Annotated in this window: 19 protein-coding genes; 9 read left to right on the top strand and 10 right to left on the bottom strand. The window is 71.7% G+C overall.

From position 1 onward, the window contains the following. Positions 1–8 precede the first annotated feature (8 nt). The 7 genes from B9S64_RS12195 to B9S64_RS12165 all read right to left on the bottom strand — a co-directional run bounded on the left by B9S64_RS12195 (position 9) and on the right by B9S64_RS12165 (position 7,283). Positions 9–551, bottom strand: a complete 543-nt coding sequence (locus B9S64_RS12195) for a hypothetical protein (protein ID WP_181012276.1) — start codon at positions 549–551, stop codon at positions 9–11. Continuing rightward, positions 526–1,665, bottom strand: coding sequence for a MerR family transcriptional regulator (locus tag B9S64_RS12190; protein ID WP_103491193.1), 1,140 nt, complete (start codon positions 1,663–1,665; stop codon positions 526–528). The genes B9S64_RS12195 and B9S64_RS12190 overlap by 26 nt, the downstream gene beginning before the upstream one ends. Before the next feature lie 98 nt (positions 1,666–1,763). Continuing rightward, a complete protein-coding gene (locus tag B9S64_RS12185) occupies positions 1,764–3,077 on the bottom strand; it encodes a DUF58 domain-containing protein (protein WP_103491192.1) in 1,314 nt (437 codons plus the stop codon). A gap of 10 nt (positions 3,078–3,087) precedes the next feature. Beyond that, positions 3,088–4,107 (bottom strand): MoxR family ATPase, encoded by a 1,020-nt coding sequence (locus tag B9S64_RS12180; protein ID WP_228867591.1) that lies wholly within the window; start codon positions 4,105–4,107, stop codon positions 3,088–3,090. Then, entirely contained in the window at positions 4,104–5,372 is a 1,269-nt protein-coding gene (locus B9S64_RS12175; protein ID WP_103491191.1) for a DUF4350 domain-containing protein, read from the bottom strand. The genes B9S64_RS12180 and B9S64_RS12175 overlap by 4 nt, the downstream gene beginning before the upstream one ends. Continuing rightward, positions 5,369–6,058, bottom strand: coding sequence for a DUF4129 domain-containing protein (locus B9S64_RS12170; RefSeq protein ID WP_181012275.1), 690 nt, complete (start codon positions 6,056–6,058; stop codon positions 5,369–5,371). Before B9S64_RS12170 ends, B9S64_RS12175 begins: the two co-directional genes overlap by 4 nt. A 4-nt stretch (positions 6,059–6,062) precedes the next feature. After that, the gene (locus tag B9S64_RS12165; protein WP_103491190.1) at positions 6,063–7,283 is read right to left on the bottom strand and encodes a glycerophosphoryl diester phosphodiesterase membrane domain-containing protein; all 1,221 of its coding nucleotides are present in this window, start codon (positions 7,281–7,283) and stop codon (positions 6,063–6,065) included. Positions 7,284–7,423: 140 nt separating this feature from the next. On the opposite strand from B9S64_RS12165, the gene mtnA reads away from it, so the two are divergent. The 7 genes from mtnA to B9S64_RS12130 all read left to right on the top strand — a co-directional run bounded on the left by mtnA (position 7,424) and on the right by B9S64_RS12130 (position 15,958). Then, entirely contained in the window at positions 7,424–8,569 is a 1,146-nt protein-coding gene (mtnA, locus tag B9S64_RS12160) for an S-methyl-5-thioribose-1-phosphate isomerase (RefSeq protein WP_103491189.1), read from the top strand. A 4-nt stretch (positions 8,570–8,573) separates the two neighbouring features. Continuing rightward, complete coding sequence (gene mtrA, locus B9S64_RS12155; RefSeq protein WP_187281934.1) at positions 8,574–9,263, top strand: two-component system response regulator MtrA; 690 nt, start codon at positions 8,574–8,576, stop codon at positions 9,261–9,263. 1 nt (position 9,264) lies between these two features. Next, positions 9,265–11,304 carry an MtrAB system histidine kinase MtrB gene (gene mtrB / locus B9S64_RS12150; RefSeq protein WP_103491188.1) on the top strand — a complete coding sequence of 680 codons (2,040 nt, stop codon included), beginning with the start codon at positions 9,265–9,267 and terminating at the stop codon, positions 11,302–11,304. Then, a complete protein-coding gene (locus B9S64_RS12145) occupies positions 11,294–13,159 on the top strand; it encodes an LpqB family beta-propeller domain-containing protein (RefSeq protein WP_103491187.1) in 1,866 nt (621 codons plus the stop codon). The genes mtrB and B9S64_RS12145 overlap by 11 nt, the downstream gene beginning before the upstream one ends. Positions 13,160–13,276: 117 nt before the next feature. Continuing rightward, positions 13,277–13,993: a ComF family protein gene (locus B9S64_RS12140; protein ID WP_103505101.1), complete on the top strand. Its 717-nt coding sequence runs from the start codon at positions 13,277–13,279 to the stop codon at positions 13,991–13,993. A gap of 326 nt (positions 13,994–14,319) precedes the next feature. Next, positions 14,320–15,009, top strand: a complete 690-nt coding sequence (gene hpf, locus B9S64_RS12135) for a ribosome hibernation-promoting factor, HPF/YfiA family (protein WP_028442857.1) — start codon at positions 14,320–14,322, stop codon at positions 15,007–15,009. Positions 15,010–15,205: 196 nt separating this feature from the next. Beyond that, positions 15,206–15,958: a response regulator transcription factor gene (locus tag B9S64_RS12130; RefSeq protein WP_028442856.1), complete on the top strand. Its 753-nt coding sequence runs from the start codon at positions 15,206–15,208 to the stop codon at positions 15,956–15,958. Positions 15,959–16,149: 191 nt separating this feature from the next. Here the strand turns inward: B9S64_RS12130 and B9S64_RS12125 are convergent, their stop codons facing one another. Next, positions 16,150–17,325, bottom strand: coding sequence for a winged helix-turn-helix domain-containing protein (locus B9S64_RS12125; RefSeq protein WP_103491361.1), 1,176 nt, complete (start codon positions 17,323–17,325; stop codon positions 16,150–16,152). A 10-nt stretch (positions 17,326–17,335) separates the two neighbouring features. After that, positions 17,336–17,926 (bottom strand): GNAT family N-acetyltransferase, encoded by a 591-nt coding sequence (locus tag B9S64_RS12120; RefSeq protein ID WP_103491375.1) that lies wholly within the window; start codon positions 17,924–17,926, stop codon positions 17,336–17,338. 242 nt (positions 17,927–18,168) lie between these two features. On the opposite strand from B9S64_RS12120, the gene secA reads away from it, so the two are divergent. Continuing rightward, positions 18,169–20,994 carry a preprotein translocase subunit SecA gene (gene secA / locus B9S64_RS12115; RefSeq protein WP_103491362.1) on the top strand — a complete coding sequence of 942 codons (2,826 nt, stop codon included), beginning with the start codon at positions 18,169–18,171 and terminating at the stop codon, positions 20,992–20,994. A gap of 295 nt (positions 20,995–21,289) precedes the next feature. Here the strand turns inward: secA and B9S64_RS12110 are convergent, their stop codons facing one another. Then, entirely contained in the window at positions 21,290–21,718 is a 429-nt protein-coding gene (locus tag B9S64_RS12110) for an Rv3235 family protein (RefSeq protein WP_030626631.1), read from the bottom strand. Positions 21,719–22,001: 283 nt separating this feature from the next. Here B9S64_RS12110 and B9S64_RS12105 point away from each other — a divergent pair, with 283 nt between their 5' ends. Continuing rightward, positions 22,002–22,508: a DUF6912 family protein gene (locus B9S64_RS12105; protein ID WP_103491363.1), complete on the top strand. Its 507-nt coding sequence runs from the start codon at positions 22,002–22,004 to the stop codon at positions 22,506–22,508. Positions 22,509–22,510 lie beyond the last annotated feature (2 nt).

Raw genomic sequence — 22,510 nt, 5'->3', positions numbered from 1 at the left:
TCATTGTGTTAGCCGCTGTTAGTCCCGCTTGGTGCCGTGTCTTTCGGACCGGCGCCGGGCGCGGACGCACGAGGGGCGGTCTCCCGACGGGCGATGGCTTCGGCCACCTCAGGAATGGCAGCGCGGAGAAGATCGCCGTAAGGGCTCTGGGGCAGATCAGGGACATGGGCCGCCGCCGCGGTGATGTGCTCGGCGGCAGCCTCGAAGGAGCCCAGCCGACGGTAGTTGTCGGCGAGATTCAGGTGCAGGGACGGGTAGAACCCCGCGATGTGCAGACCCGCGTGATGCTCCTGGACGCGTTGCTCGGTCAGGGCGTTCGCCGCGTCCAGGGCGCGAATGTCCCAGGCCAGGGCTTGGGCAGGATCCTCGTGCAGATCAGCCAAGTAGTGCGCGAGGGTGCAGCGGTGCAGTGGGTCGCCGCCGGCGCCGCACGCGGACCAGAGGGCCAGGAGCTTCCGGCGAGCGGAAGTATGGTCCCCGGCCCGGCCTTCGAGGACGGCTTCGCCGATGGCGGTCATGGTCGGATCAGCGCTGGTGGGGGCAGTGGTCATGGAGGCGGTCCTTGTCATGTGGCATTCCGGCGGGGTGGTCGGGCTTGACGGGCATGGCCAGGGTGGTGAGATCGCCTCGGCCGGCGGAGCGGACCGTGGCAGGGCGCCGCGGGCCCCGGAGATCGAGCATCACGTCCGGGCCGATGGCGGTACTGACGGCCGGATAGAGCGTGGTCAGTTCGAACCAGACCCGAAGGCTCTGCCCGGTCACGGTGGAGGCAAGCGAGGCTTCACATGCGCCCCCGCCGGTCGACAGCACGCCCAGGCGGCCGTCGGTAACATCCAGCGCGACGCGGTCGGTGGAGTGGTTCTCCAGGGATCGCAGGAGCAGCCCCTTCGCGACCGTCACCCGGGTCGTGACGTCGCCCAGCGACGCGAGCATCAGCCGGTAGTCGGGGAACTCCTCGGTCAGCAACCCGCAGAACTGGTCTTCGCGGTCGGCGGTGCGGAGCAGAACCCCGTACGGCGTCGCCTCGATGCGGACGGACGCGCTGCGGCGGATCTCGGCGGCCGCCGCCCGCAGTTCGTCACCCCTGACCGTGGCAGCCCAGGTCTGTGGCGGTGTCTCGGTCTGTGCCGGGGTTTCGGCCGGAACCAGCGTGCGGGTGGAAAGCCGGTACCGGTCGGTGGCGGTGAGTGTGACCGCTTCGGGGCCGGTCTCGATACGCAGACCACCGAGTACGGGCATCCCCGGGTCCCGCGTCGTCGCCGTCAGGATCTGCTCGACCGCGTCGGCCAGCACGGGCCCGTTCAGGACACCGATCGGCAGACCGGGCGCACCGGCCAACGACGCCTTGAGCCTGCCCGCTCTGTGCCGCACCGCCATCGCGTCCCCGGCGACCTTCGCCACGTGCGCGTCGATGAGCCGCGACGCCTCCTCGGCGCCGGAGTCGAGAACCGTCTCGACGGCGGGGAGAGACATCTCCAGTTCGCGGAGCCGACGCAGCGTGGTCGCGCGGGTGAGTTGGGCGGAGCCGTAGTAGCGGTATCCCGTCACCGGGTCGGTCTCGGAAGGGCGCAGCAGTCCTGAGTCCGCGTAGAAGCGCAACGCGCTGGCGGTCAGACCACTGCGGCGGGCGAAGAGCCCGATGGGCATCAAGTCGGAATGTGGCACGCCGCCATCATTGGGCTTCAACCCACTCGAAGGTCAACGTCGTGCCGTGTGACGACCCTCTCGCGAACGGCGACGGCCCGGAGGTGCGGGAGGGGCCGTCAGAGGCGGCCGGCGGCCTTCAGAGCCAGATAGGCATCGGCCAGCGCGGGAGCGAGCGCGTCGGGAGTGGCGTCGACCACGGTCACACCGTGTCGGCGGAGCTGATCGGCGGTCCGGCGGCGCTGCTCGGCCGTCCGTGTGCCCGCCGCGGCCTCGTACACCGCCTCGATCGACCCCCGGCCCCGGGCCATGGCCTCGACGTGAGGGTCCGCGACGGAGGCCACCAGCACCGTGTGACGGCGGGTGAGTTGGGGGAGGACCGGCAGCAGGCCCTCTTCCACCGGAGCGGCGTCCAGGCTCGTGAGCAGCACGAGCAGGGAACGCCGGGGCGCGTGGGCCAGGGCGGTGGTGCTCAGGCCCCGGGCGTCCGTCTCCACGAGCTCCGGTTCCAGAGGGGCCATGGCGGCGACGACGGCCGACAGGACATCGCCCCCGGCCGCCCCGCCACGGACACGGGCTCGCACCCGCCGGTCGTAGGCGAGGAGGTTCACCCGGTCACCCGCACGGGTGGCCAGCGCGGTGAGGAGCAGGGCGGCGTCCATGGCCGCGTCCAGTCGCGGTACGTCCCCGACCCGGCCGGCGGACGTACGGCCGGTGTCGAGGACGACGAGGATGTGGCGGTCCCGTTCCGGGCGCCAGGTACGCACGGCCACCGACGACTGGCGTGCGGTGGCCCGCCAGTCGATGGAGCGGGTGTCGTCCCCCGGGACGTAGGCACGGAGGCTGTCGAACTCGGTGCCCTCTCCCCGGGTCAGCACGCTGGTACGGCCGTCCAGTTCGCGGAGCCTGGCGAGACGGGAGGGGAGATGCTTGCGGCTCGTGAACGGCGGTAGGACCCTGACCGTCCACGGGACGTCGTGGCGCCCCTGGCGGGCGGCGAGCCCCAGGGGGCCGAACGAGCGGACGGTGACCCGCTGCGCCTGGCGGTCCCCCCGCCGGGAGGGGCGGAGGAGTGTGGTGAGGCGGCCGCGTTCTCCGGCGGGGACCGTGAATCGGTGGTGGGACGCGGCCTGTTCGGCCTCGGACGACCAACTGCTGGGCGGCCAGGCGTCGCGGAGCTGGGCGCGAAGGCGACGGCCCGAGGGGTTGGTTACGGTGAGTCGCACGTTCGCCGTGTCACCGAGTCGAACAGATGTATCACCAGTTCGGGTGAACCGCAGCGTACGTACTGGCGCTGCCAGGGCGTAGTCGCACAGAATTGCCAACGAGAGCGGCACATTGACCGCGAGCAGGCCTGCCCAGCTCGGGGCCAGAATGCCTACGGGGAGTGATCCCAAGGCGGCCAGCAGTGCGGTTCGTCCGGTGAGGGCCATGGTCACCGCCTCATCGGGGGACGGGCACATGGGCGAGGACAGCGGTGATGACGGAGTCAGCGGTGACTCCCTCCATCTCGGCTTCCGGCCGCAGTTGGACGCGATGACGAAGTGTGGGGAGCGCCAGGGCCTTCACGTCGTCCGGGATGACGTAGTCCCGGCCGGTGAGCCAGGCCCAGGCACGTGCGGTGGACAGCAGGGCGGTCGCGCCGCGAGGGGACGCGCCGAGAGTGAGTGAGGGGGATTCACGCGTGGCACGGCAGATATCCACGACGTAGGCGGCGATTTCGGCGGACACCTGGGTCTTGGCCACCGCTTCCCGTGCGGCCGCCAGGTCGGCGGGGCCGGCCACCGGCCGTATGCCCGCGGCGTCGAGGTCCCGCGGATCGAAACCGCTTGCGTGGCGGGTCAGGACCGCGATCTCGTCCTCGCGGGACGGCAGCGGCACCGTCAGCTTGAGAAGGAAGCGGTCCAACTGGGCCTCGGGGAGCGGATAGGTCCCCTCGTACTCGACGGGGTTCTGGGTGGCCGCGACCAGGAACGGCTCGGGCAGGGCACGGGGGTCACCGTCGACGGTGACCTGGTGTTCCTCCATGGCCTCCAGGAGGGAGGACTGTGTCTTCGGAGGGGTCCGGTTGATTTCGTCCGCGAGCAGGAGGTTGGTGAACACCGGCCCCGGCTGGAAGGAGAATTCGGCGGTACGGGCGTCGTAGACGAGTGAGCCCGTGACATCGCTCGGCATCAGGTCGGGCGTGAACTGGACGCGCTTGGTGTCCAGTTCGAGGGCAGCCGCGAGGGCGCGGACAAGGAGCGTCTTGGCCACGCCCGGGACGCCTTCGAGCAGCACATGGCCCCGGCAGAGCAGGGCGACGACCAGGCCCGTCACGGCGGGGTCCTGGCCGACCACGGCCTTGGCGATCTCCGAGCGCAAGGATTCCAGGGAGGCGCGGGCCCGGTCGGACGAGACGGGTGCCGTCGGGTTCCCTTCGGTGTCCACGTGCTCGGTGGGCTCCGGGGTCGGGGCGCTCATGAGGTGCGTACCTCTCTTTCGAGGGCGTCGAGTTGGTCGGTCAGGAGAACGAGAGTGGCGTCGTCGGCCGGAGCCGGGCCGAAGAGCAGTGCGGCGGCGTTGCTGTCCGAGGAGGTGCCGAGGCAGACGGAGACGGCGGGGAGCAGGACCTCGGGGGACTGGGCGTCGCGGACCGCCACTCCGACGAGGGGAGCGAGGCGGTCGCGGGTGGCGGAGCGCAGGGTTTCGGCGGCCCGGTCGCGGGCGTTGGTCTTGCGGTAGAGGCGGGCCCGGCCTTCGGTGGATTCGGAGGCCCGGACGGCCACGGGGAGTCGTTCGGTGACCAGCGGGCCGAGACGGCGGGCGCGCCAGATCGCGGCGAGGACTGCCGCGAGGGCGAGTTGGAGGGTGCCCCAGAGCCAGCCGGAGGGGACGAGGTCGAGGAACCCGCTCTCGCCCGCCGTGCCGTCGTCACCACTGCCGCTTCCGTCGCCGGAGCCCATGGCGGACGGGTCCGAGAGAGAGGGGAGGTACCAGACGAGATGAGGGCGGGAACCGAGGGTCTGCAGGGCGAGCGACGCGTTCCCCTGCTGGTCGAGACGGTCGTTGTGGAGGAGGTCGGGGGAGCCGAGGAGCACGGTGTCGCCGGTTCCGTGCTCGGGGAGCACGAGGAAGGTGGGGAGGCCGTCGGCGGGGTAGCAGGCGATGGCGTCGTGGGCGTCCGTGCGGTAGCGGAAGCCCCCTGTGTCGGCGGTGCCCGCGGAACGCGCGGCGGGCAGGTCGCAGTCGGCCGGCCGGGACGCCACGGGGCCCGCGGAGTCGGCGTGGGTACCGGGGGCGAGTGCCCCGACGGACGAGCGTCCGGGTGCCACGAGGACCGTGCGTCCCGAGGAGTCGCCGGTGGCCGCCCGGAGGACGTGCCGCTGGTAGGCGGTGAGCACGTTGGGGCCGGCGACGAGGAGCGTGGTGTCGGGGCCGGCGGCGGCGGTGGCCTCGTCGAGCGTGGTGGCGACGTCGACCGTGACGCCTCGGTCCTTGAGGAGTTCGGCGACGGCGCGGCTGCCGGACGGGTCGGGGGAGCGGGGGTCGAGACGCCCGTGGGCTCCACCGGAGGTGAGGGCGGCGAAGGTGATGCCGGCGACCGCGAGGAGCAGTGCGGCGAGCAGCAGTCCGCGTACCCTCCGCCAGATCTGGTGGGGGGCGCGGGAGACCGACGTCGCGGGAGACGGCGTTTCCGGACCCAGGGGGGTGGCGGGCGCGGGGGCGGGCACGGAGGTCTCGGTCATCGGGCGGCTCCGGTCGGGCCGGTGCCGAGCAGGGGCTTGGCGGTCTCGATGTCGCGGTCGAGTGCGCACATGCTCTGGTACGCGGCCTGGTCGGCCGTGCGTCCTCCGTACGTGACGTCGTCGAAGACCCGGGCGGCGGTGCGGAGCCGGGCGGCCTGCTCGGGCAGGACCCGGCCGGCTTCGGCGGCCGCCTCGTCCGCGGTGCGGCCCGGGCGGGCGTCGAGTACGGCCCGGTCCTCCAGCGAGCGGACGAGGGCGCGCATGCGTTCCTGGACGGCTTCCGTCCACCGGTGGGCGTCGGCGTGCGCCTGTGCCGCCTCGCGGTGGTCGGTCGCGCTGCGGGCGGTGCCGCCGAGGAGCGTCTTCGTGGGACGGTGGACGCGCCGCGGCGTTCCCAGCCGCCACCAGAGGGCGGCGACCAGGCCGAGGACGACGAGGACGATCACCACGAGCCCGAGCGCGCCACCGGGTGCGGCCCCCGCAGCTCCGTCGAAGAGGTCACCCACCCAGGACCAGAAGCGGTCGATGGCGCGTTCGAGGAGGTTCGGGTCGTGTTGGTGGTACATCGGGTCGGACAGCTCGTCCTCGGCCGCCTCCCGGGCGGGAAGGCGCGGGACGTCGAGGGGTGTCCCGTCCCCCGCGCCGACGAACCGTGCCGCCGTTGTGGCGCCCCCCGCTGCCAACACCGCATCAGCTCCTAGGGGTGTCGTATCCGGGCACTCCGGCGGCCCTGGCGAGGTCCAGGTCGAGTGCTTCGCGCCGGATGCGCTGGTCGACGTAGAGCAGCGCCATCACTCCCGCGGTGAAGGGGTAGGCGAGTGTCGAGACGATCACTTCGCCGATGCCCGTGATGATGAGGAAGGGCCAGCCGAAGTCGGTGGCGTCGCTGTTGAGGAATTCGCTCAGCCCGTTGCTGTCCACGGTCACGGCGATGATGCCGAACGGAATGGCGATGATCAAGGTGAGGACGAAGATCAGCACGCCGGTCAGGAGCAGCATCCCGAACATCCGCCACCAACTGCCCTTGACCAGCTTCGCGGAGCGGCGCAGCGAGGTGAGGATCGGCTGCCGCTCCAGCATCAGGGCGGGTGCGGCGAGTGTGAAGCGGACCCAGAGCCACACCGCGACGACGCAGGCGGCGACGAAGCCGAGGAAGGCCAGCGCGGCACCCAGGCCGCCGGGCAGGAGCAGTCCGGGGGTCAGCCCGACCGCCATGATCGCCACGACCATGGCGCTGAGCAGCACGGTCAGTCCGAGCAGTGGCAGGAGCCTGGGGCGGGCCTCGGACCACGCTTCGCGCAGGGTCACGCTCCGCCCCAGTACCGAGCGGCTGATGACGACGGTGAGGACGGAGGTGGTGAGCAGGGTGGCGATCATGGCGATGACCGAGGCCGGCACGGTGGAGAAGAGTTCCGAGCGGAGCGAGTCGCCGGCCTGTCGCACGGCCTCGGCCCCGACGGCGTTCGGGTCGATCGAGGCCGGCTCCGGCAGGACGTAGCGCTGGAGGAGGATGACCAGGATCTCGGTGACCACGGAGACGGTGAGGCTGACGCCGAGCACGGTGCGCCAGTGGGTGCGCATCGTCGAGACGGCGCCGTCGAGGATCTCGCCGACGCCCAGCGGGCGGAGCGGGATGACTCCGGGCTTCGCCGCCGGGGGCGGACCGCCCCAGCCCGGTCCCGGGGCGCCGCCCCAGCCCGGCGGGGTCGGAGGCAAGCCGGGTCCGGTGCCGGGCCCGCGGCCCGGTGCGCTCGGCGGGGACCACTGCCCGGCCGGGGGCTGGGCGGGGGACCACCGACCGTCCGGGCGGTCCCCGTCGGCCGGTGTGGAGGGCCGGGGGATGCCGGCCGTCCCGTCCTGGTCGTCGGAGGGGGCGGATCCGGGCGAAGCCCAGCCCGGAGAGTCGTTCATCGTCGCTCCTTCACGGTCCTGACCGCTCGTCGGGGCGGCAGGTTGGCAGCCATCGTGTCACGCGCCGCCCCGGCGCGGACCGGGCGCTCTGTGTCCTTCGTGTCTTCTGGCCGGGGCCGTTCAGCGGGCAGACTGGGCGGATGGCTGATCAGGACGCGCGTTCGCCGGTGGGTATCGAACCTCCGGCCCTTTCCGTACTTCGCTGGGACGAGCCGCCGGGAGGCCCCGTGGTGGTGCTCCTCGACCAGACGCGGCTGCCGTCGCAGGAGGTCGAGCTGGTGTGCGGGGACGTTCCCGCGCTGGTGGGGGCGATCCGGACGCTGGCGGTGCGCGGCGCGCCCCTGCTGGGGATCGCCGGCGGTTACGGAGTGGCCCTGGCCGCGGCGCGAGGCGAGGACGTCGGGCGGGCCGTGGAGCTGCTGGAGGGGGCGAGGCCCACCGCGGTGAACCTCGGATACGGTGCGCGGCGGGTGGCGGAGGCCTACCGGAGCGCCGAGGCGAAGGGGGCGGACCGGGAGCGGGCCGCCGGTGCGGCGCTGGCCGAGGCTCGGGCGCTGCACCGGGAGGACGCCGCGGCCAGTGCCCGGATGGCTCGGTACGGGTCCCAGCTGCTGGCGGAGCTTCTCCCGGAGGGTGCGCACCGGCTGCTGACCCACTGCAACACCGGGGCGTTGGTGTCCGGTGGCGAGGGGACCGCGTTCGCGGTCGCGCTGCGGGCGCACCGCGAGGGCAGGCTGCGGCAGCTGTGGGTGGACGAGACCCGTCCGCTGCTCCAGGGCGCCCGGCTCACGGCGTACGAGGCCGCGCGGAACGGGCTGCCCTACCGGGTGCTCACGGACAGCGCGGCGGGCTCCCTGTTTGCCGCCGGGGAGGTCGATGCCGTACTCATCGGTGCGGACCGCATCGCGGCGGACGGCTCGGTGGCCAACAAGGTGGGGAGTTATCCGTTGGCGGTGCTGGCGAAGTACCACCATGTGCCCTTCGTCGTGGTGGCGCCGACCTCGACCGTCGATCCGGGGACGCCGGACGGGGCGGCCGTCGTCGTGGAGCAGCGCTCCGCGAGTGAAGTGACGGAGTTCACATTTCCCCGGCCTGTTCCGGCCGGGGCGGAAAAGGACGGGGAGGCCTCGGCGGCGGTGGGAGCCCAGGCGTACAACCCGGCATTCGATATCACGCCGCCCGAACTGGTCACGGCGATCGTCACGGAGGAGGGTGTGGTTTCCCCGGTCACGGGGGTCGGACTGGCAGAGCTGTGTGCCAGATCATCGCAGGTAACGATTAGCTAATGGGATGATGTCGTTTATGAAGGGACGCGTCCTTGTCGTCGACGACGACACCGCGCTGGCCGAGATGCTCGGCATTGTGCTGCGTGGAGAAGGTTTCGAGCCGTCGTTCGTAGCGGACGGCGACAAGGCACTGGCCGCATTTCGTGAGGCCAAGCCGGATCTGGTGCTGCTGGACCTCATGCTGCCCGGACGGGACGGCATCGAGGTCTGCCGGCTGATCCGGGCCGAGTCGGGTGTGCCGATCGTCATGCTCACCGCCAAGAGCGACACGGTCGACGTGGTGGTGGGCCTGGAGTCAGGGGCCGACGACTACATCGTCAAGCCGTTCAAACCGAAGGAGTTGGTCGCCCGGATCAGGGCACGTCTGCGGAGGTCCGAGGAGCCGGCGCCGGAGCAGCTGGCGATCGGTGACCTGGTCATCGATGTGGCCGGTCATTCGGTGAAGCGGGAGGGCCAGTCCATCGCGCTCACCCCGCTGGAGTTCGACCTGCTGGTCGCCCTGGCCCGTAAGCCGTGGCAGGTCTTCACCCGTGAGGTGCTCCTCGAACAGGTCTGGGGTTACCGCCACGCCGCCGACACCCGTCTGGTGAACGTGCACGTCCAGCGGCTCCGCTCCAAGGTCGAGAAGGACCCGGAGCGGCCGGAGATCGTCGTGACCGTCCGCGGTGTCGGTTACAAGGCCGGACCGAGCTGACATGACCCTGGGCAGCTCTGCTCCGAAACCCGGGGGCCCGGGAGTCCGTGCGGAGGGGGCTGCCGGGTCGGCACGGAGGTCTTCCCGGTTCGGCCGGATCCTGCGGGACGGCCGGGTGTTCACCGACCGGGCGCCGGGCGTTCCCGTGCTCCGGCTGCTGATGCGGTGGGTCCGGCGGCCGTTGCTGCCCGCTGTGCGTCTGTGGCGCCGCAATCTGCAGCTGCGCGTCGTCGCGGGCACGCTGCTCATGTCGATCGCCGTGGTCCTGCTGTTGGGCTTCGTCGTGATCGGGCAGGTCAAGAACGGCCTGCTCGACGCGAAGGCGAAGGCCGCGCAGACGCAGGCGGCCGGTGGTTTCGCGGCGGCCCAGGCCAACGCGAACGCGCCGGCCGCCCCGGGCGACCAGGGCGAGGAGGAGGGCGCCGATGGTATGACGGCGAACACCTCCTGGCGTACCGAGCTGGTTGACCAGCTCGCCAGCGGCGGTACGAGCGCGTTCAACGTGGTGGCCCTGAGCGCCGACTCCGTGGAGCAGGGCGCCACCAGCCGCGCCCCCCGGGGGTCGGGCAGCGTCGAGGCGTCCAGCGTGCCGCAGAGGCTGCGGGAAGCCGTGGACAAGGGTCCCGGGGCGTTCCAGACGTACTCCCTGATCAAGTACTCGTACGGGAAGGAGCCCCAGGCCGGGCTCGTCGTGGGCAAGCGGCTCTACGACATCGACCACAACCCGTACGAGCTGTACTACCTCTTCCCGCTCACCCAGGAGGAGAAGTCGCTGACCCTGGTCACGACGACGCTGGCGACGGCGGGCCTCTTCGTGGTCGTCCTGCTGGGCGCCATCGCCTGGTTCGTCGTACGCCAGGTCGTCACGCCCGTGCGGATGGCCGCGGGGATCGCGGAACGGCTGTCGGCGGGGAAGCTCCAGGAGCGGATGAAGGTCACCGGCGAGGACGACATCGCCCGCCTCGGTGAGGCCTTCAACAAGATGGCGCAGAACCTCCAGCTGAAGATCCAGCAGCTCGAAGAGCTCTCGCGGATGCAGCGGCGGTTCGTCTCGGACGTCAGCCACGAGCTGCGGACACCGCTGACGACCGTACGGATGGCCGCCGACGTCATCCATGAGGCACGCGTCGACTTCGACCCGGTGACCGCGCGTTCCGCCGAACTGCTCGGTGACCAGCTCGACCGTTTCGAGTCCCTCCTGTCCGACCTGCTGGAGATCAGCAGGTTCGACGCGGGGGCCGCGGCGCTGGACGCCGAGCCGATCGACCTGAGGACGGTCGTCCGGCGGGTGATCGGCGGTGCCGAGCCGCTGGCGGAGCGCAAGGGGAGCCGGATCCTCGTCGTGGGCGACGAACAGCCCGTGGTCGCCGAGGCCGACCCGCGCCGCGTCGAGCGGGTCCTGCGCAACCTGGTCGTCAACGCCGTGGAGCACGGTGAGGGCCGGGACGTCGTCGTACGGATGGGCGTGGCCCAGGGCGCGGTGGCGGTGGCGGTCCGGGACTACGGCGTGGGCCTCAAGCCCGGCGAGGCGACCCGGGTCTTCAACCGCTTCTGGCGTGCCGATCCGGCGCGGGCCCGTACCACCGGTGGGACCGGGCTCGGGCTGTCGATCGCGGTCGAGGACGCCCGGCTGCACGGGGGCTGGTTGCAGGCCTGGGGCGAGCCCGGTGGCGGTTCGCAGTTCCGGCTGACTCTGCCGCGTACGGCGGACGAGCCGCTGCGCGGGTCTCCGATACCGCTGGAGCCGGAGGACTCGCGGCGCAACCGGGAGGCCCGCGAGCGCTCCGAGGCTGCCTCGGTGACCGCCGAGCATCAGCTGGTGTCCCTGCCGAGCCAGAGCGGGGCCACCACACGGAAGCAACTGCCCGTGCCGTCCCAAGGGCCCCTGGCACGGCCTTCGGCTCCGGCCTCGGTCGACCCGGCGGCCCTGCCGGGCAACGGCGCGCGTGTGGTGCCGCGTCCGGCCGGGGAGCGGCCGGAGAGCCACACGGACACCAGGACGCAGGATCCGGAGCAGGAGGACAGGACCCGTGGACACTGAGCGTCGGCGAGGCGGCCGCGGGCGGGCGGCGCGGGTGTCCGTGCCGCTCGGCTGCGCCGTCCTGGTGCTGGCCGGTTGCGGAGCGATGCCGGAGACCGGTGATGTGAAGGCGGTCGAGGCCTCGCGGGCCGGTGACGCCCAGGTGCAGGTGTACGCGGTGCCGCCGAGGGAGGGCGCCGCCCCCCTGGAGATCGTCGACGGTTTCCTGGAGTCGATGACGAGTGACGACCCGGGCTTCGCGACGACCCGCACCTATCTGACCCAGCAGGCGGGGCGTTCCTGGAAGCCGAGCGAGGGCACCACGGTGCTCGCGAAGGCGCCCAACCGCAACGGGCCCTCGTTCCACGACAAGGAGCGCAAGGCCACCGAGACCACGTACACGCTGACCGGTGAACAGGTGGCGGCGGTCGACGCGCAGAGCTCCTACCGGCCGCTGGCGCCCACGGACTACTCCCAGGCCCTGCACCTGGTCCTGGAGAAGGGCCCCGACGGCAAGCAGGAGTGGCGCATCGACGTCGTGCCGGACGGCCTGGTGCTGGGGCAGTCCGACTTCAAGCGGCTGTACCGGCCCGTGAACAAGTACTACTTCGCGGCGGCACGGGCGGGGAGCGAGCCCTCGCTCGTCGCCGACCCCGTCTACGTGCGCAACCGGACGGACCCGGTCACCCGGATGGACACCGCCACGCAGACCGTGCGGACGCTCCTGGAGGGCCCCTCGAACTGGCTGCGGCCGGTGGTCGAGTCCAGCTTCCCCGCCGGGACGACGCTCAGGAAGGGAGACGTCACCCTGGCACCCGACGACCAGAACGTGCTGAAGGTGCGGCTCAGCAAGCAGGCGGACAAGGCGGGGCCGGCGGAGTGCCGGATGATGGCGGCCCAGGTGCTCTTCACCCTGCGGGACCTGACGTCCGCCCGGGTGGGGCAGGTGGAGCTCCAGGGCGAGCACGGTCCGCTGTGCTCCCTGGCGGCCGACGAGTCGGAGGAGTTCGAGGGGGACCGGGGCTCCTCCACCCCCGACAGCCAGTACTTCGTGGACGACAAGGGCCGGGTACAGCGGATTCCCTCGGGCAGCAAGGGCCTCGGCGATCCGCAGCCGGTGGCGGGCCCGCTGGGCGCCGGACACGTGGCCATGGGCGCGGTCGGCGTGTCCCGGGACGAGCAGCAGGGCGCCGCGGTCTCGGCGGACCAGCGCGATCTGTACGTGTCGTCCGTGGTGTCGGAGGACGAGGCGGCCGCCCCCGTGGTGACCAGCCACGCCAAGAAGGCCGAGGACGGGCTCTCGGCGCCGAGCTGGGACGGCCGGGGCGATCTGTGGGTCGCCGACCGGAATCCGTCCGGGCCCCGGCTGCTGCGGCTGGTCGGCGGCGAGGGCGAGCCGCAGGAGGTCACGGTCCCCGACCTGGGCAAGGGCCGTATCGAGGCCCTGCGGCTGTCGGCCGACGGGGTGCGGGTCGCCCTGCGGGTGGCCGAGGGCGAGCACACGACGTTGCGGATCGGGCGGGTGGAGCGCCACGGCTCGGGTGACGCGGAGCGGGTCTCGGTGGAGGACCTGCGTACCGCCGCGCCGCAGCTGACCGATGTCACCGCGGTGTCCTGGTCGGGCCGCAGCCGCCTGGTGGTGGTCGGCAAGGAGGAGGGCGGGGTCCAGCAGGTGCGGTACGTGCAGGCCGACGGGTCCACGTCGTCCTCCGGTGTGCTGCCCGGCGTCAACCAGGTGACGGCCGTCGCGGCTGCGGACGACGAGCAGTTGCCGTTGATGGCGGACACCGAGAGCGACGGGATAGTGAAGCTGTCGCCCGGGGACAACTGGCAGACGGTCCTCAAGGAGGGCTCCTCGCTGGTCTATCCCGGCTGACCGTACGGGCGGCCGGCCCTGGCCTGCCGGAACGGGGGCGTGGGCGCGGCCGGAGTTGTCCACAGGGCGTTGTCCACAGGGGTGGTCCGGTTCCTGCCGTACGGGCACAGTGGGGCTGTGCGCGGATGGTGGCGGGAGATCACCGGGCTGGTGCTGCCGGCGGCCTGCGGCGGCTGCGGCAGGCCCCGGACGGAGCTGTGCGGCGGGTGCGCGGCGGAGCTGGCGGTGGCGCCGGAGCGGGTGCGGCCGATGCCGGAGCCCGCCGGGCTCCCGGTGGTGCACGCCGCCGCCCCGTACGAGAACGCGGTACGCGCGGTGCTGCTGGCCCACAAGGAGCGAGGCGCACTCGGCCTCGCGGGGGCCCTCGGCGGGGCGCTGGCGGGCGCCGTACGGGCCGGGACGGGGTGGATGGGGGGTGAGGGGCCGCTGTTGCTGGTGCCGATGCCGTCGTCGCGGGTGGCCACGGCGGCGCGGGGGCACGATCCGGCCCGCCGGATCGCCTTCGCCGCGGCGGCGGAGTTACGGCGCGGGGGTCTGACGGCCCGGGTGACCGCCGTGCTGCGGCAGCGGCGCGCGGTGGCGGACCAGGCGGGGCTGGGCGCCAGGGAGCGGCAGGAGAACCTGGCGGGGGCCCTGGAGGTGGACGTCCGGGGCGGGCGCTTGCTGAGCGGCGGCCGGGTGGTGCTGGTGGACGACCTCCTGACGACCGGAGCCACCCTCGCCGAGGCGGCACGTGCCGTGCGCACGGCACGGCCGGCCGGGGACCGGGCGGTGCCCCTGAGCGCCGCTGTGGTCTCGGCATCCCCCTCCGCTTTCGAATTAAACCGGAACTGACAGAAATGTTTCGTTGTTGCAGGTGGGGAGGGGGTACAGGGCCCTGATCGGAGGTACGCACGAGTAGCGGGTGCCGACAGGGGGCCGAGCAGGCTATGTTCGGTTGTGAGGCACGGTGAATGCCGGACCTCGATGAATGCACCACCAGGTTTCGGGCAGGTAACCCACCAGTAGGCCAGAAGCACGGAAAGCGGTGGGGCGCAGATCTCGCCGCAGGGGGAGGAGGTGAAAGTCACCGAGTCCGCGGCTCCGGTGATCATCGGAGCCTGGTGCGAAAAAGGAGATGCTCCGTCTCTGAGCGGGGCGATCCGGGAACGGAGTTCTGCGTGGACATCGTCGTCAAGGGCCGCAAGACCGAGGTGCCCGAGCGGTTCCGCAAGCACGTGGCCGAGAAGTTGAAGCTGGACAAGATCCAGAAGTTCGACGGCAAGGTGATGAGCCTGGACGTCGAGGTGTCCAAGGAGCTGAACCCCCGTCAGGCCGACCGTGCGGCACGGGTGGAGATCACGCTCCGCTCGCGTGGACCGGTCATCAGGGCGGAGGCGGCAGCAGGCGACCCGTACGCAGCGCTGGACCTGGCCACCGACAAGCTGGACGCACGGCTGCGCAAGGAACACGACAAGCGGTACAGCCGCCGGGGCAACGGCAGGCTGTCCGCCGCCGCGGTGGGCGAAGTCGTGCCGGACGCCGCTTCGTTCAACGGGGACGGCGAGCTGGTCGGCGCCCAGACGCCGCCGCCGGTACCCGCCACCAAGGCCGGTTCGCTCGACGTACAGGGCGACGGGCCGCTCGTGGTGCGCGAGAAGACGCACGTCGCAGCACCGATGACGCTCGACCAGGCGCTCTACGAGATGGAGCTGGTCGGGCACGACTTCTACCTGTTCGTCGACTCCGAGACCAAGGAACCGAGTGTCGTCTACCGACGGCACGCGTACGACTACGGCGTGATCCACCTGAGGACCGACCCCCTGGCCGCCGACGAGGCGGGCGGTGCGGGCGGTGCGCTCGGGGGCTGACGCCGTCCACTTAGCCCGTACGCGCGGTGCCCCCGGAAGCGTCTGTGCGCCCCGGGGGCACCGCGTGCGCCGCGGCGGGAACACCGTTTCGGCCTCCAGGCATGAAAGCATGGTGTCCCAAGCCAACCGGCGTTCCGAGAACTGCCGTTGGCGGACAGCCTGTGAGCTCAGGCCGTGGCCTTCAGGGGGAGGAACGATGGCGGACACCTTCGGACCGGTGCGCAGGACGAACGGTGCCCATGACGCCGCGGTGGCGGAGCGCGGGACCGACGACGGCGGTTCCCGCGAGGAGCCCATCAGGGTCCTCGTCGTCGACGACCACGCGCTCTTCCGCAGAGGCCTGGAGATCGTCCTCGCCCAGGAGGAGGACATCCAGGTCATCGGCGAGGCGGGGGACGGCGCGGAGGCGGTGGACAAGGCCGCGGACCTGCTGCCCGACATCGTGCTGATGGATGTCCGGATGCCCAGGAGGGGCGGCATCGAGGCATGCACCTCGATCAAGGAAGTGGCGCCCAGCGCGAAGATCATCATGCTGACGATCAGCGACGAGGAGGCGGACCTCTACGAGGCGATCAAGGCGGGTGCGACGGGCTATCTCCTGAAGGAGATCTCCACCGACGAGGTGGCCACGGCCATTCGCGCGGTGGCGGACGGCCAGTCCCAGATCAGTCCGTCGATGGCCTCGAAACTCCTCACCGAGTTCAAGTCGATGATCCAGCGCACCGACGAACGCCGGCTCGTTCCCGCCCCGCGTCTCACGGAACGGGAGCTGGAAGTGCTCAAGCTCGTCGCCACCGGGATGAACAACCGGGACATCGCCAAGGAATTGTTCATCTCCGAGAACACGGTGAAGAACCACGTCCGCAATATTCTGGAGAAACTCCAGCTGCACTCCCGCATGGAAGCCGTCGTCTATGCCATGCGGGAAAAGATTCTGGAGATCCGGTGAGATGAGGCCCGCGGTCCCCGGCGCCGCGTGACGGCCCCGGGCGCCCGGTCGAACCGCCGGAGCGGATCGCGGCGGGCGCGGCGCCCCGCACATCGCCGCGAGGCGGCACGCACCCCGCCCCACGCACCCCGCCCCACGCCCCCGCGCCTCCCGCCGCAGTGCGCCAGGCGCCTCGCGGCCGTGAGCGGGGCTCAGGAGAGGGCGCGGGCGATCTCCGCCATGAGCGGCTCGCGCAGCTCCGGGGCGTCCACCTTCTCCAGCCGTACCGCCGTGCAGCCGACCCAGGAGGCCGCCTCCACCAGCGCCTCGGCCATCGGCGTCACAGCCTTCCCGCCGTCCAGCGACACCTGCCGGGCCACCAGCGTGGTGCCTTCCCTGGCGGGGTCCACCCGGCCCTGGAGCCGCCCGCCCGCCAGCAGGGGCATCGCGAAGTAGCCGTGGACCCGCTTGAGCCGGGGCACATACGCCTCCAGGCGGTGGGTGAAGCCGAAGATCCGCTCGGTGCGGGCGCGTTCCCAGACCAGCGAGTCGAACGGGGACAGCAGCGTCGTACGGTGGCGTCCGCGCGGCTCCGACGCCAACGCCCGCGGGTCGGCCCAGGCCGGCTTCGCCCAGCCGCGCACGGCCACCGGGACGAGCCCGGAGTCCGCCACCACGGCGTCGAACTCCTCCGCCTTGAGGCGGTGGTAGTCGGCGATGTCCGCCCGGGTGCCGATCCCCAGCGAACCGCCCGCGAGGGCGACCAGCCGGCGCAGGCACTCCGCGTCGTCCAGGTCGTCGTGGAGCAGGGCGTCGGGGATGGCGCGCTCGGCCAGGTCGTAGACGCGCTTCCAGCCGCGCCGCTCGGTGCAGACCACTTCGCCGTACATCAGGGCCCGTTCGACGGCGACCTTGGACGCCGACCAGTCCCACCACTCGCCGCCGTTCTTCGCGCCGCCCAGCTCCGTGGCCGTCAGCGGCCCCTCCGCGCGCAACTGCTTGATCACCGTGTCGTACGCCCCGTCGGGGAGCGTGTGGTTCCAGTGCGGGCGGGTGCGGAAGGCCCGGCGGCGGAAGGCGAAGTGCGGCCACTCCTCGACCGGCAGGACGCACGCGGCGTGCGACCAGTACTCGAACGAGCGCCCGCCCGACCAGTACGCCTCCTCGACCGTGCGGCGGCCGACGGCGCCGAGCCGTGCGTACGGGACGAGTTCGTGCGAGCGGGCCAGGACCGAGATCGTGTCGAGCTGGACGGCCCCGAGGTGGCGGAGCACTCCCGCGACTCCGCCGCGGCGGTCCGGCGCGCCCAGGAGTCCCTGGGCGCGCAGGGCGATCCGGCGGGCCTGGTCGGCGGAGATTTCCAGAACGGGCGGCGGCACGGGCGTCATGCGTGGAACCTTAGGGCGTCGCACTGACACCGGGTGCGGGAAGATAGGGATGGGTGCCCGCCAGCCCCAGGTCGGCGGGGATCAGGGCGCCGACCCAGGTGTCCCGCCGCGTCCCCTTGTTGAGCAGGGCCGAGCGCTGGTCGCCCTCCATGCGGAACCCCGCCTTCAGCGCCACGGCCCGCGACGGGACGTTGCCGACCTCGGCCCGCCATTCCAGACGGTCCGCGGCGAGGTCCGTGAACGACCAGCGCGCCGCCTCGCGCAGGGCCTCGGTGGTGTAGCCGCGGCCGCGGTGCTCCCTGGCCGTCCAGAAGCCGACCTCGTAGGTGCCGGTCAGGAGGCGGCTGTTCACGCCGAGCGCGCCGACCAGCGCGCCGCCCTCCCGCAGCACCACCGCGAAGTTGTACATGCTGTCGTCCGCCCATCCCCGCGGGGACAGCGTCCCGGTGAAGAGTTCCGCGTCGGCGCGGGTGTACGGCGAGGGAACGACCGTCCAGCGCTGTATCCCGGGGTCCTGGCAGGCGGCGTGGGTGTCCTCCGCGTCCTGCGGCCCGAACGGGCGCAGGAGCAGGCGTTCGGTGGTCAGTGTGAGGGGCTCCATGAAGGGATTGTGGTGATCCAGGGCTCCCGGGGCGAGCACTTTTTCCGGCTTCCCGGCACCTTCCGTACCTTCCGGCCGTTGTTCCGAGGAGGGTGCCGCGGTTCAACGCGGCAGCAGCCCTCCCGGCGCGGCGTGGTCCTCGCTTACGATGGCCGATGCGGTGGGGCCCACCTGCCGTGCCCGCGCCAGAGTCCATCACACGACCCAGTGCCCAGGCCCGACCGGCAAGGAGACCAGCCTCAGTGTCCGTCTTCAACAAGCTCATGCGTGCAGGCGAAGGCAAGATCCTGCGCAAACTGCACCGCATCGCGGACCAGGTCAGCTCCATCGAAGAGGACTTCGTCAACCTCTCCGACGCCGAGCTGCGGGCGCTCACCGACGAGTACAAGGAACGGTACGCGGACGGCGAGAGCCTGGACGACCTGCTTCCCGAAGCGTTCGCGACCGTCCGTGAGGCCGCCAAGCGCGTCCTGGGACAGCGCCACTACGACGTCCAGATCATGGGCGGTGCCGCGCTTCACCTCGGTTATGTGGCCGAGATGAAGACCGGTGAGGGCAAGACCCTCGTCGGTACGCTGCCCGCCTACCTCAACGCGCTCTCCGGCAAGGGCGTCCACCTGATCACGGTGAACGACTACCTGGCCTCGCGTGACTCCGAGATGATGGGCCGCGTACACAAGTTCCTCGGGCTGGAGGTCGGCTGCATCGTCGCCAACATGACGCCGGCGCAGCGCCGCGAGCAGTACGCCCACGACATCACCTACGGCACGAACAACGAGTTCGGCTTCGACTACCTCCGCGACAACATGGCGTGGTCGCAGGAGGAGCTCGTCCAGCGCGGACACAACTTCGCCATCGTGGACGAGGTCGACTCGATCCTCGTGGACGAGGCCCGTACACCGCTGATCATCTCCGGCCCGGCCGACCAGGCCACCAAGTGGTACGGCGACTTCGCCAAGCTGGTCACCCGCCTGACCAGGGGCGAGGCGGGCAACCCGCTGAAGGGCGTCGAGGAGACCGGCGACTACGAGGTCGACGAGAAGAAGCGGACCGTGGCCATCCACGAGCCCGGTGTCTCCAAGGTCGAGGACTGGCTCGGGATCGACAACCTCTACGAGTCGGTCAACACACCGCTCGTCGGGTACCTCAACAACGCGATCAAGGCCAAGGAACTCTTCAAGAAGGACAAGGACTACGTCGTCATCGACGGCGAAGTCATGATCGTCGACGAGCACACCGGCCGTATCCTCGCCGGCCGCCGTTACAACGAGGGCATGCACCAGGCCATCGAGGCGAAGGAAGGGGTGGACATCAAGGACGAGAACCAGACCCTCGCCACGATCACCCTCCAGAACTTCTTCCGCCTGTACAGCAAGCTCTCCGGCATGACCGGTACGGCGATGACCGAGGCCGCCGAGTTCCACCAGATCTACAAGCTGGGCGTCGTGCCGATCCCGACGAACCGGCCGATGCAGCGCGCCGACCAGTCGGACCTGATCTACCGCACCGAGGTCGCCAAGTTCGCCGCCGTCGTCGACGACATCGCGGAGAAGCACGAGAAGGGTCAGCCGATCCTCGTCGGTACGACCTCGGTCGAGAAGTCCGAGTACCTCTCGCAGCAGCTCTCCAAGCGCGGTGTCCAGCACGAGGTGCTCAACGCCAAGCAGCACGACCGTGAGGCGACGATCGTCGCCCAGGCCGGCCGCAAGGGCGCCGTCACGGTCGCCACGAACATGGCCGGCCGAGGCACCGACATCAAGCTCGGCGGCAACCCGGACGATCTCGCCGAGGCGGAGCTGCGCCAGCGGGGTCTGGACCCCGTCGAGCACGTCGAGGAGTGGGCCGCCGCCCTGCCCGCCGCGCTGGAGAAGGCCGAGGAGGCCGTACGCGCGGAGTTCGAGGAGGTCAAGGACCTCGGCGGGCTGTACGTGCTGGGCACCGAGCGGCACGAGTCGCGGCGCATCGACAACCAGCTGCGTGGTCGTTCCGGCCGTCAGGGCGACCCGGGCGAGTCCCGGTTCTACCTGTCGCTGGGCGACGACCTGATGCGGCTGTTCAAGGCGCAGATGGTCGAGCGTGTGATGTCCATGGCGAACGTCCCCGACGACGTGCCGATCGAGAACAAGATGGTGACCCGGGCGATCGCGTCCGCGCAGTCGCAGGTGGAGCAGCAGAACTTCGAGACGCGTAAGAACGTCCTGAAGTACGACGAGGTGCTCAACCGGCAGCGCGAGGTCATCTACGGCGAGCGCCGCCGCGTCCTGGAGGGCGAGGACCTCCAGGACCAGATCCGGCACTTCATGGACGACACGATCGACGACTACATCCGCCAGGAGACGGCCGAGGGCTTCTCCGAGGAGTGGGACCTCGACCGGCTGTGGGGCGCGTTCAAGCAGCTCTACCCGGTGAAGGTCACGGTCGCCGAGCTGGAGGAGGCCGCGGGCGATCTCGCCGGGGTCACCGCCGACTTCATCGCGGAGTCGGTCAAGGACGACATCCACGAGCAGTACGAGGAGCGCGAGAAGACGCTCGGCTCGGACATCATGCGCGAGCTGGAGCGGCGTGTGGTGCTGTCGGTCCTGGACCGCAAGTGGCGTGAGCACCTCTACGAGATGGACTACCTCCAGGAGGGCATCGGCCTCCGTGCCATGGCGCAGAAGGACCCGCTGGTCGAGTACCAGCGTGAGGGCTTCGACATGTTCAACGCCATGATGGAGGGCATCAAGGAGGAGTCCGTCGGCTACCTGTTCAACCTGGAGGTCCAGGTCGAGCAGCAGGTCGAGGAGGTGCCGCTCCCGGAGGAGGCGGAGCGGCCGTCGCCGGCCAAGGAGGACGCCCCCGTGGCCGCGGGGTCCGGGCGTCCGGAGATCCGGGCCAAGGGCCTGGACGCGCCGCAGCGGCCCGACCGGCTGCACTTCTCCGCGCCCACGGTGGACGGTGAGGGCGGGGTCGTCGAGGGCGACTTCTCCAACGAGGACGGTGACGGCGGGCGTTCCTCGGGTGACGGGATGACCCGGGCCGAGCGGCGCAAGGCGCAGAAGGGCGGCGGCCGCCGCCGCAAGAAGTGACCGCCGTAAGAAGTAGCCGCGGCGGGAAGTAGCCGCGGCGAGAAGGAGTCGGCGCCGACGCGTCGTGCCTGGGCCGGACACCGTGGGGTGTCCGGCCCAGGCGTGTCCGTGGGGTCCGGGGCCGCGCGGCCGCGTGCGGTGCGGTGGGCGGCCCGGTGCGGACGGTTCCGTGAAGGGACCCGGCAGGTGGCCCGGCGGAGGTTCTGGGGCGCCTGATGGCGGGCCCTCGTCCGGGACCGGCCCTCCTGTTCACGGTCCCGTGGGCGCGTCGCCCCCGGCCCCGACCGCCGCGTGGTCAGCGGACGGCCGGGAGGCGTTCGCCGCCGAGGTCCACGGCGGCGCAGCGCCAGCGCAGGTCCGGGCCCTGTTCCAGGCGGAAGGCCATCGCGCGTACCCGTTCGCCCGTGGCGATGCTGGCGAAGGCCTCGACCACCCCGGTGGCGGGCTGGGTGCCGTGGCAGGCGCGGACGACGGGGCGGCGGCATCCCGCGCCGAGCGGGGAGGCCGGGGCGAGCTCCGCCAGCTGGTCGTAGGCCTCGCCGATCGTGTGCCCCAGCATCCAGTGCACCGGGCGCTGGCCGCTGAGCACCGCGAGCAGGCGCTCGGCGAACCACTGGTGCGGCCGCAGCGGCGGCCGGGGCCGGTGCGGTGTCCGCCGCGTCGGCACGGTGCCGGGCCGCGTACGGTCGCGTCGTCCGGCCGGCCTCGTCCTGTCCGTGTTCATGTGCTGGCCCCCGTGGCTGATGTCGTCTGCCCGTGCGCGTGCCGGGCGGTATCCGCGCGTCGGTGATCTTCTACGGGGGCGGCCGAGGGCGCCGCAAGCCGGTACGGGGCCGGTAGGGGCGGCCGGGAAGGATCACCTATCCGGGTGGCGGGCCCCACCCCGCAAGGGCTCCGACGGGGGTGACGGGCGGTGCGGGGTGGACGGCCGGGGGTGGCTCACGGGCCCCGATCGGGGACGCCCCACGTATCCTGAGGGGCGTTGTCGACGACGAAAGCGGTCAGCCATGCGTGTGTACGTCCCTCTGACCCTCTCCGGCCTCGCCACGGCTCATGGCGCGGGCGAGATCGGGCCGGGCCCGCTCACGGCCTACGCGGTGACCCCCTCACTGCGTGAGTGGTACGTGTCCGACGACATCGAGGAGCTGGAGTACGCGGCGCTCAACCGGGCCGCCTCCGCCTCGCTGCGGCTGATCGCCGGCAGGCCGGACGAGGCCCGGCGGCGCGTCGTCGTCGCCGTGGACGTGCCGGACGGGGAGGCGGTGGCCGACCCGGACCAGATCCTGGACGCCTCGTCGCTCGGAGAGGTGCGGATCGCGCGGGCCGTGGCCCTGGCGAAGGCCGCCGCGGTGCACGTGGACGCCGACGACGCGGAGAAGGACGTCACGGCGGCAGCGGCGGCACTGGGCGCGGCGGATCTCGGCGACGACGACGCGCGGTTCACCGTGGACGGCGCGGAGGACCACGAGCTGCTGTGGTTCGGGGTCCAGGAGATCCCCGGCCTCATCGGCTGAGG

Source organism: Streptomyces sp. SM18 (genome assembly GCF_002910775.2).
GTDB classification, from domain to species: Bacteria; Actinomycetota; Actinomycetes; order Streptomycetales; family Streptomycetaceae; genus Streptomyces; species Streptomyces halstedii.
Note: the sequence above shows the minus strand (reverse complement) of the source record. Positions and strands in the feature narration are given on the sequence as shown.

Bases quoted from the DNA above. Each gene is read 5' to 3' on its own strand.
- B9S64_RS12110 (WP_030626631.1), bottom strand. From the start codon at position 21,718: ATGAACACGGACAGGACGAGGCCGGCCGGACGACGCGACCGTACGCGG.
- mtrA (WP_187281934.1), top strand. From the start codon at position 8,574: ATGATGTCGTTTATGAAGGGACGCGTCCTTGTCGTCGACGACGACACC.
- B9S64_RS12125 (WP_103491361.1), bottom strand. From the start codon at position 17,325: ATGACGCCCGTGCCGCCGCCCGTTCTGGAAATCTCCGCCGACCAGGCC.
- B9S64_RS12120 (WP_103491375.1), bottom strand. From the start codon at position 17,926: ATGGAGCCCCTCACACTGACCACCGAACGCCTGCTCCTGCGCCCGTTC.
- B9S64_RS12130 (WP_028442856.1), top strand. From the start codon at position 15,206: ATGGCGGACACCTTCGGACCGGTGCGCAGGACGAACGGTGCCCATGAC.
- B9S64_RS12105 (WP_103491363.1), top strand. From the start codon at position 22,002: ATGCGTGTGTACGTCCCTCTGACCCTCTCCGGCCTCGCCACGGCTCAT.
- mtrB (WP_103491188.1), top strand. From the start codon at position 9,265: ATGACCCTGGGCAGCTCTGCTCCGAAACCCGGGGGCCCGGGAGTCCGT.
- B9S64_RS12165 (WP_103491190.1), bottom strand. From the start codon at position 7,283: ATGAACGACTCTCCGGGCTGGGCTTCGCCCGGATCCGCCCCCTCCGAC.
- B9S64_RS12175 (WP_103491191.1), bottom strand. From the start codon at position 5,372: ATGACCGAGACCTCCGTGCCCGCCCCCGCGCCCGCCACCCCCCTGGGT.
- B9S64_RS12195 (WP_181012276.1), bottom strand. From the start codon at position 551: ATGACCACTGCCCCCACCAGCGCTGATCCGACCATGACCGCCATCGGC.
- B9S64_RS12180 (WP_228867591.1), bottom strand. From the start codon at position 4,107: ATGAGCGCCCCGACCCCGGAGCCCACCGAGCACGTGGACACCGAAGGG.
- B9S64_RS12185 (WP_103491192.1), bottom strand. From the start codon at position 3,077: ATGGCCCTCACCGGACGAACCGCACTGCTGGCCGCCTTGGGATCACTC.
- mtnA (WP_103491189.1), top strand. From the start codon at position 7,424: ATGGCTGATCAGGACGCGCGTTCGCCGGTGGGTATCGAACCTCCGGCC.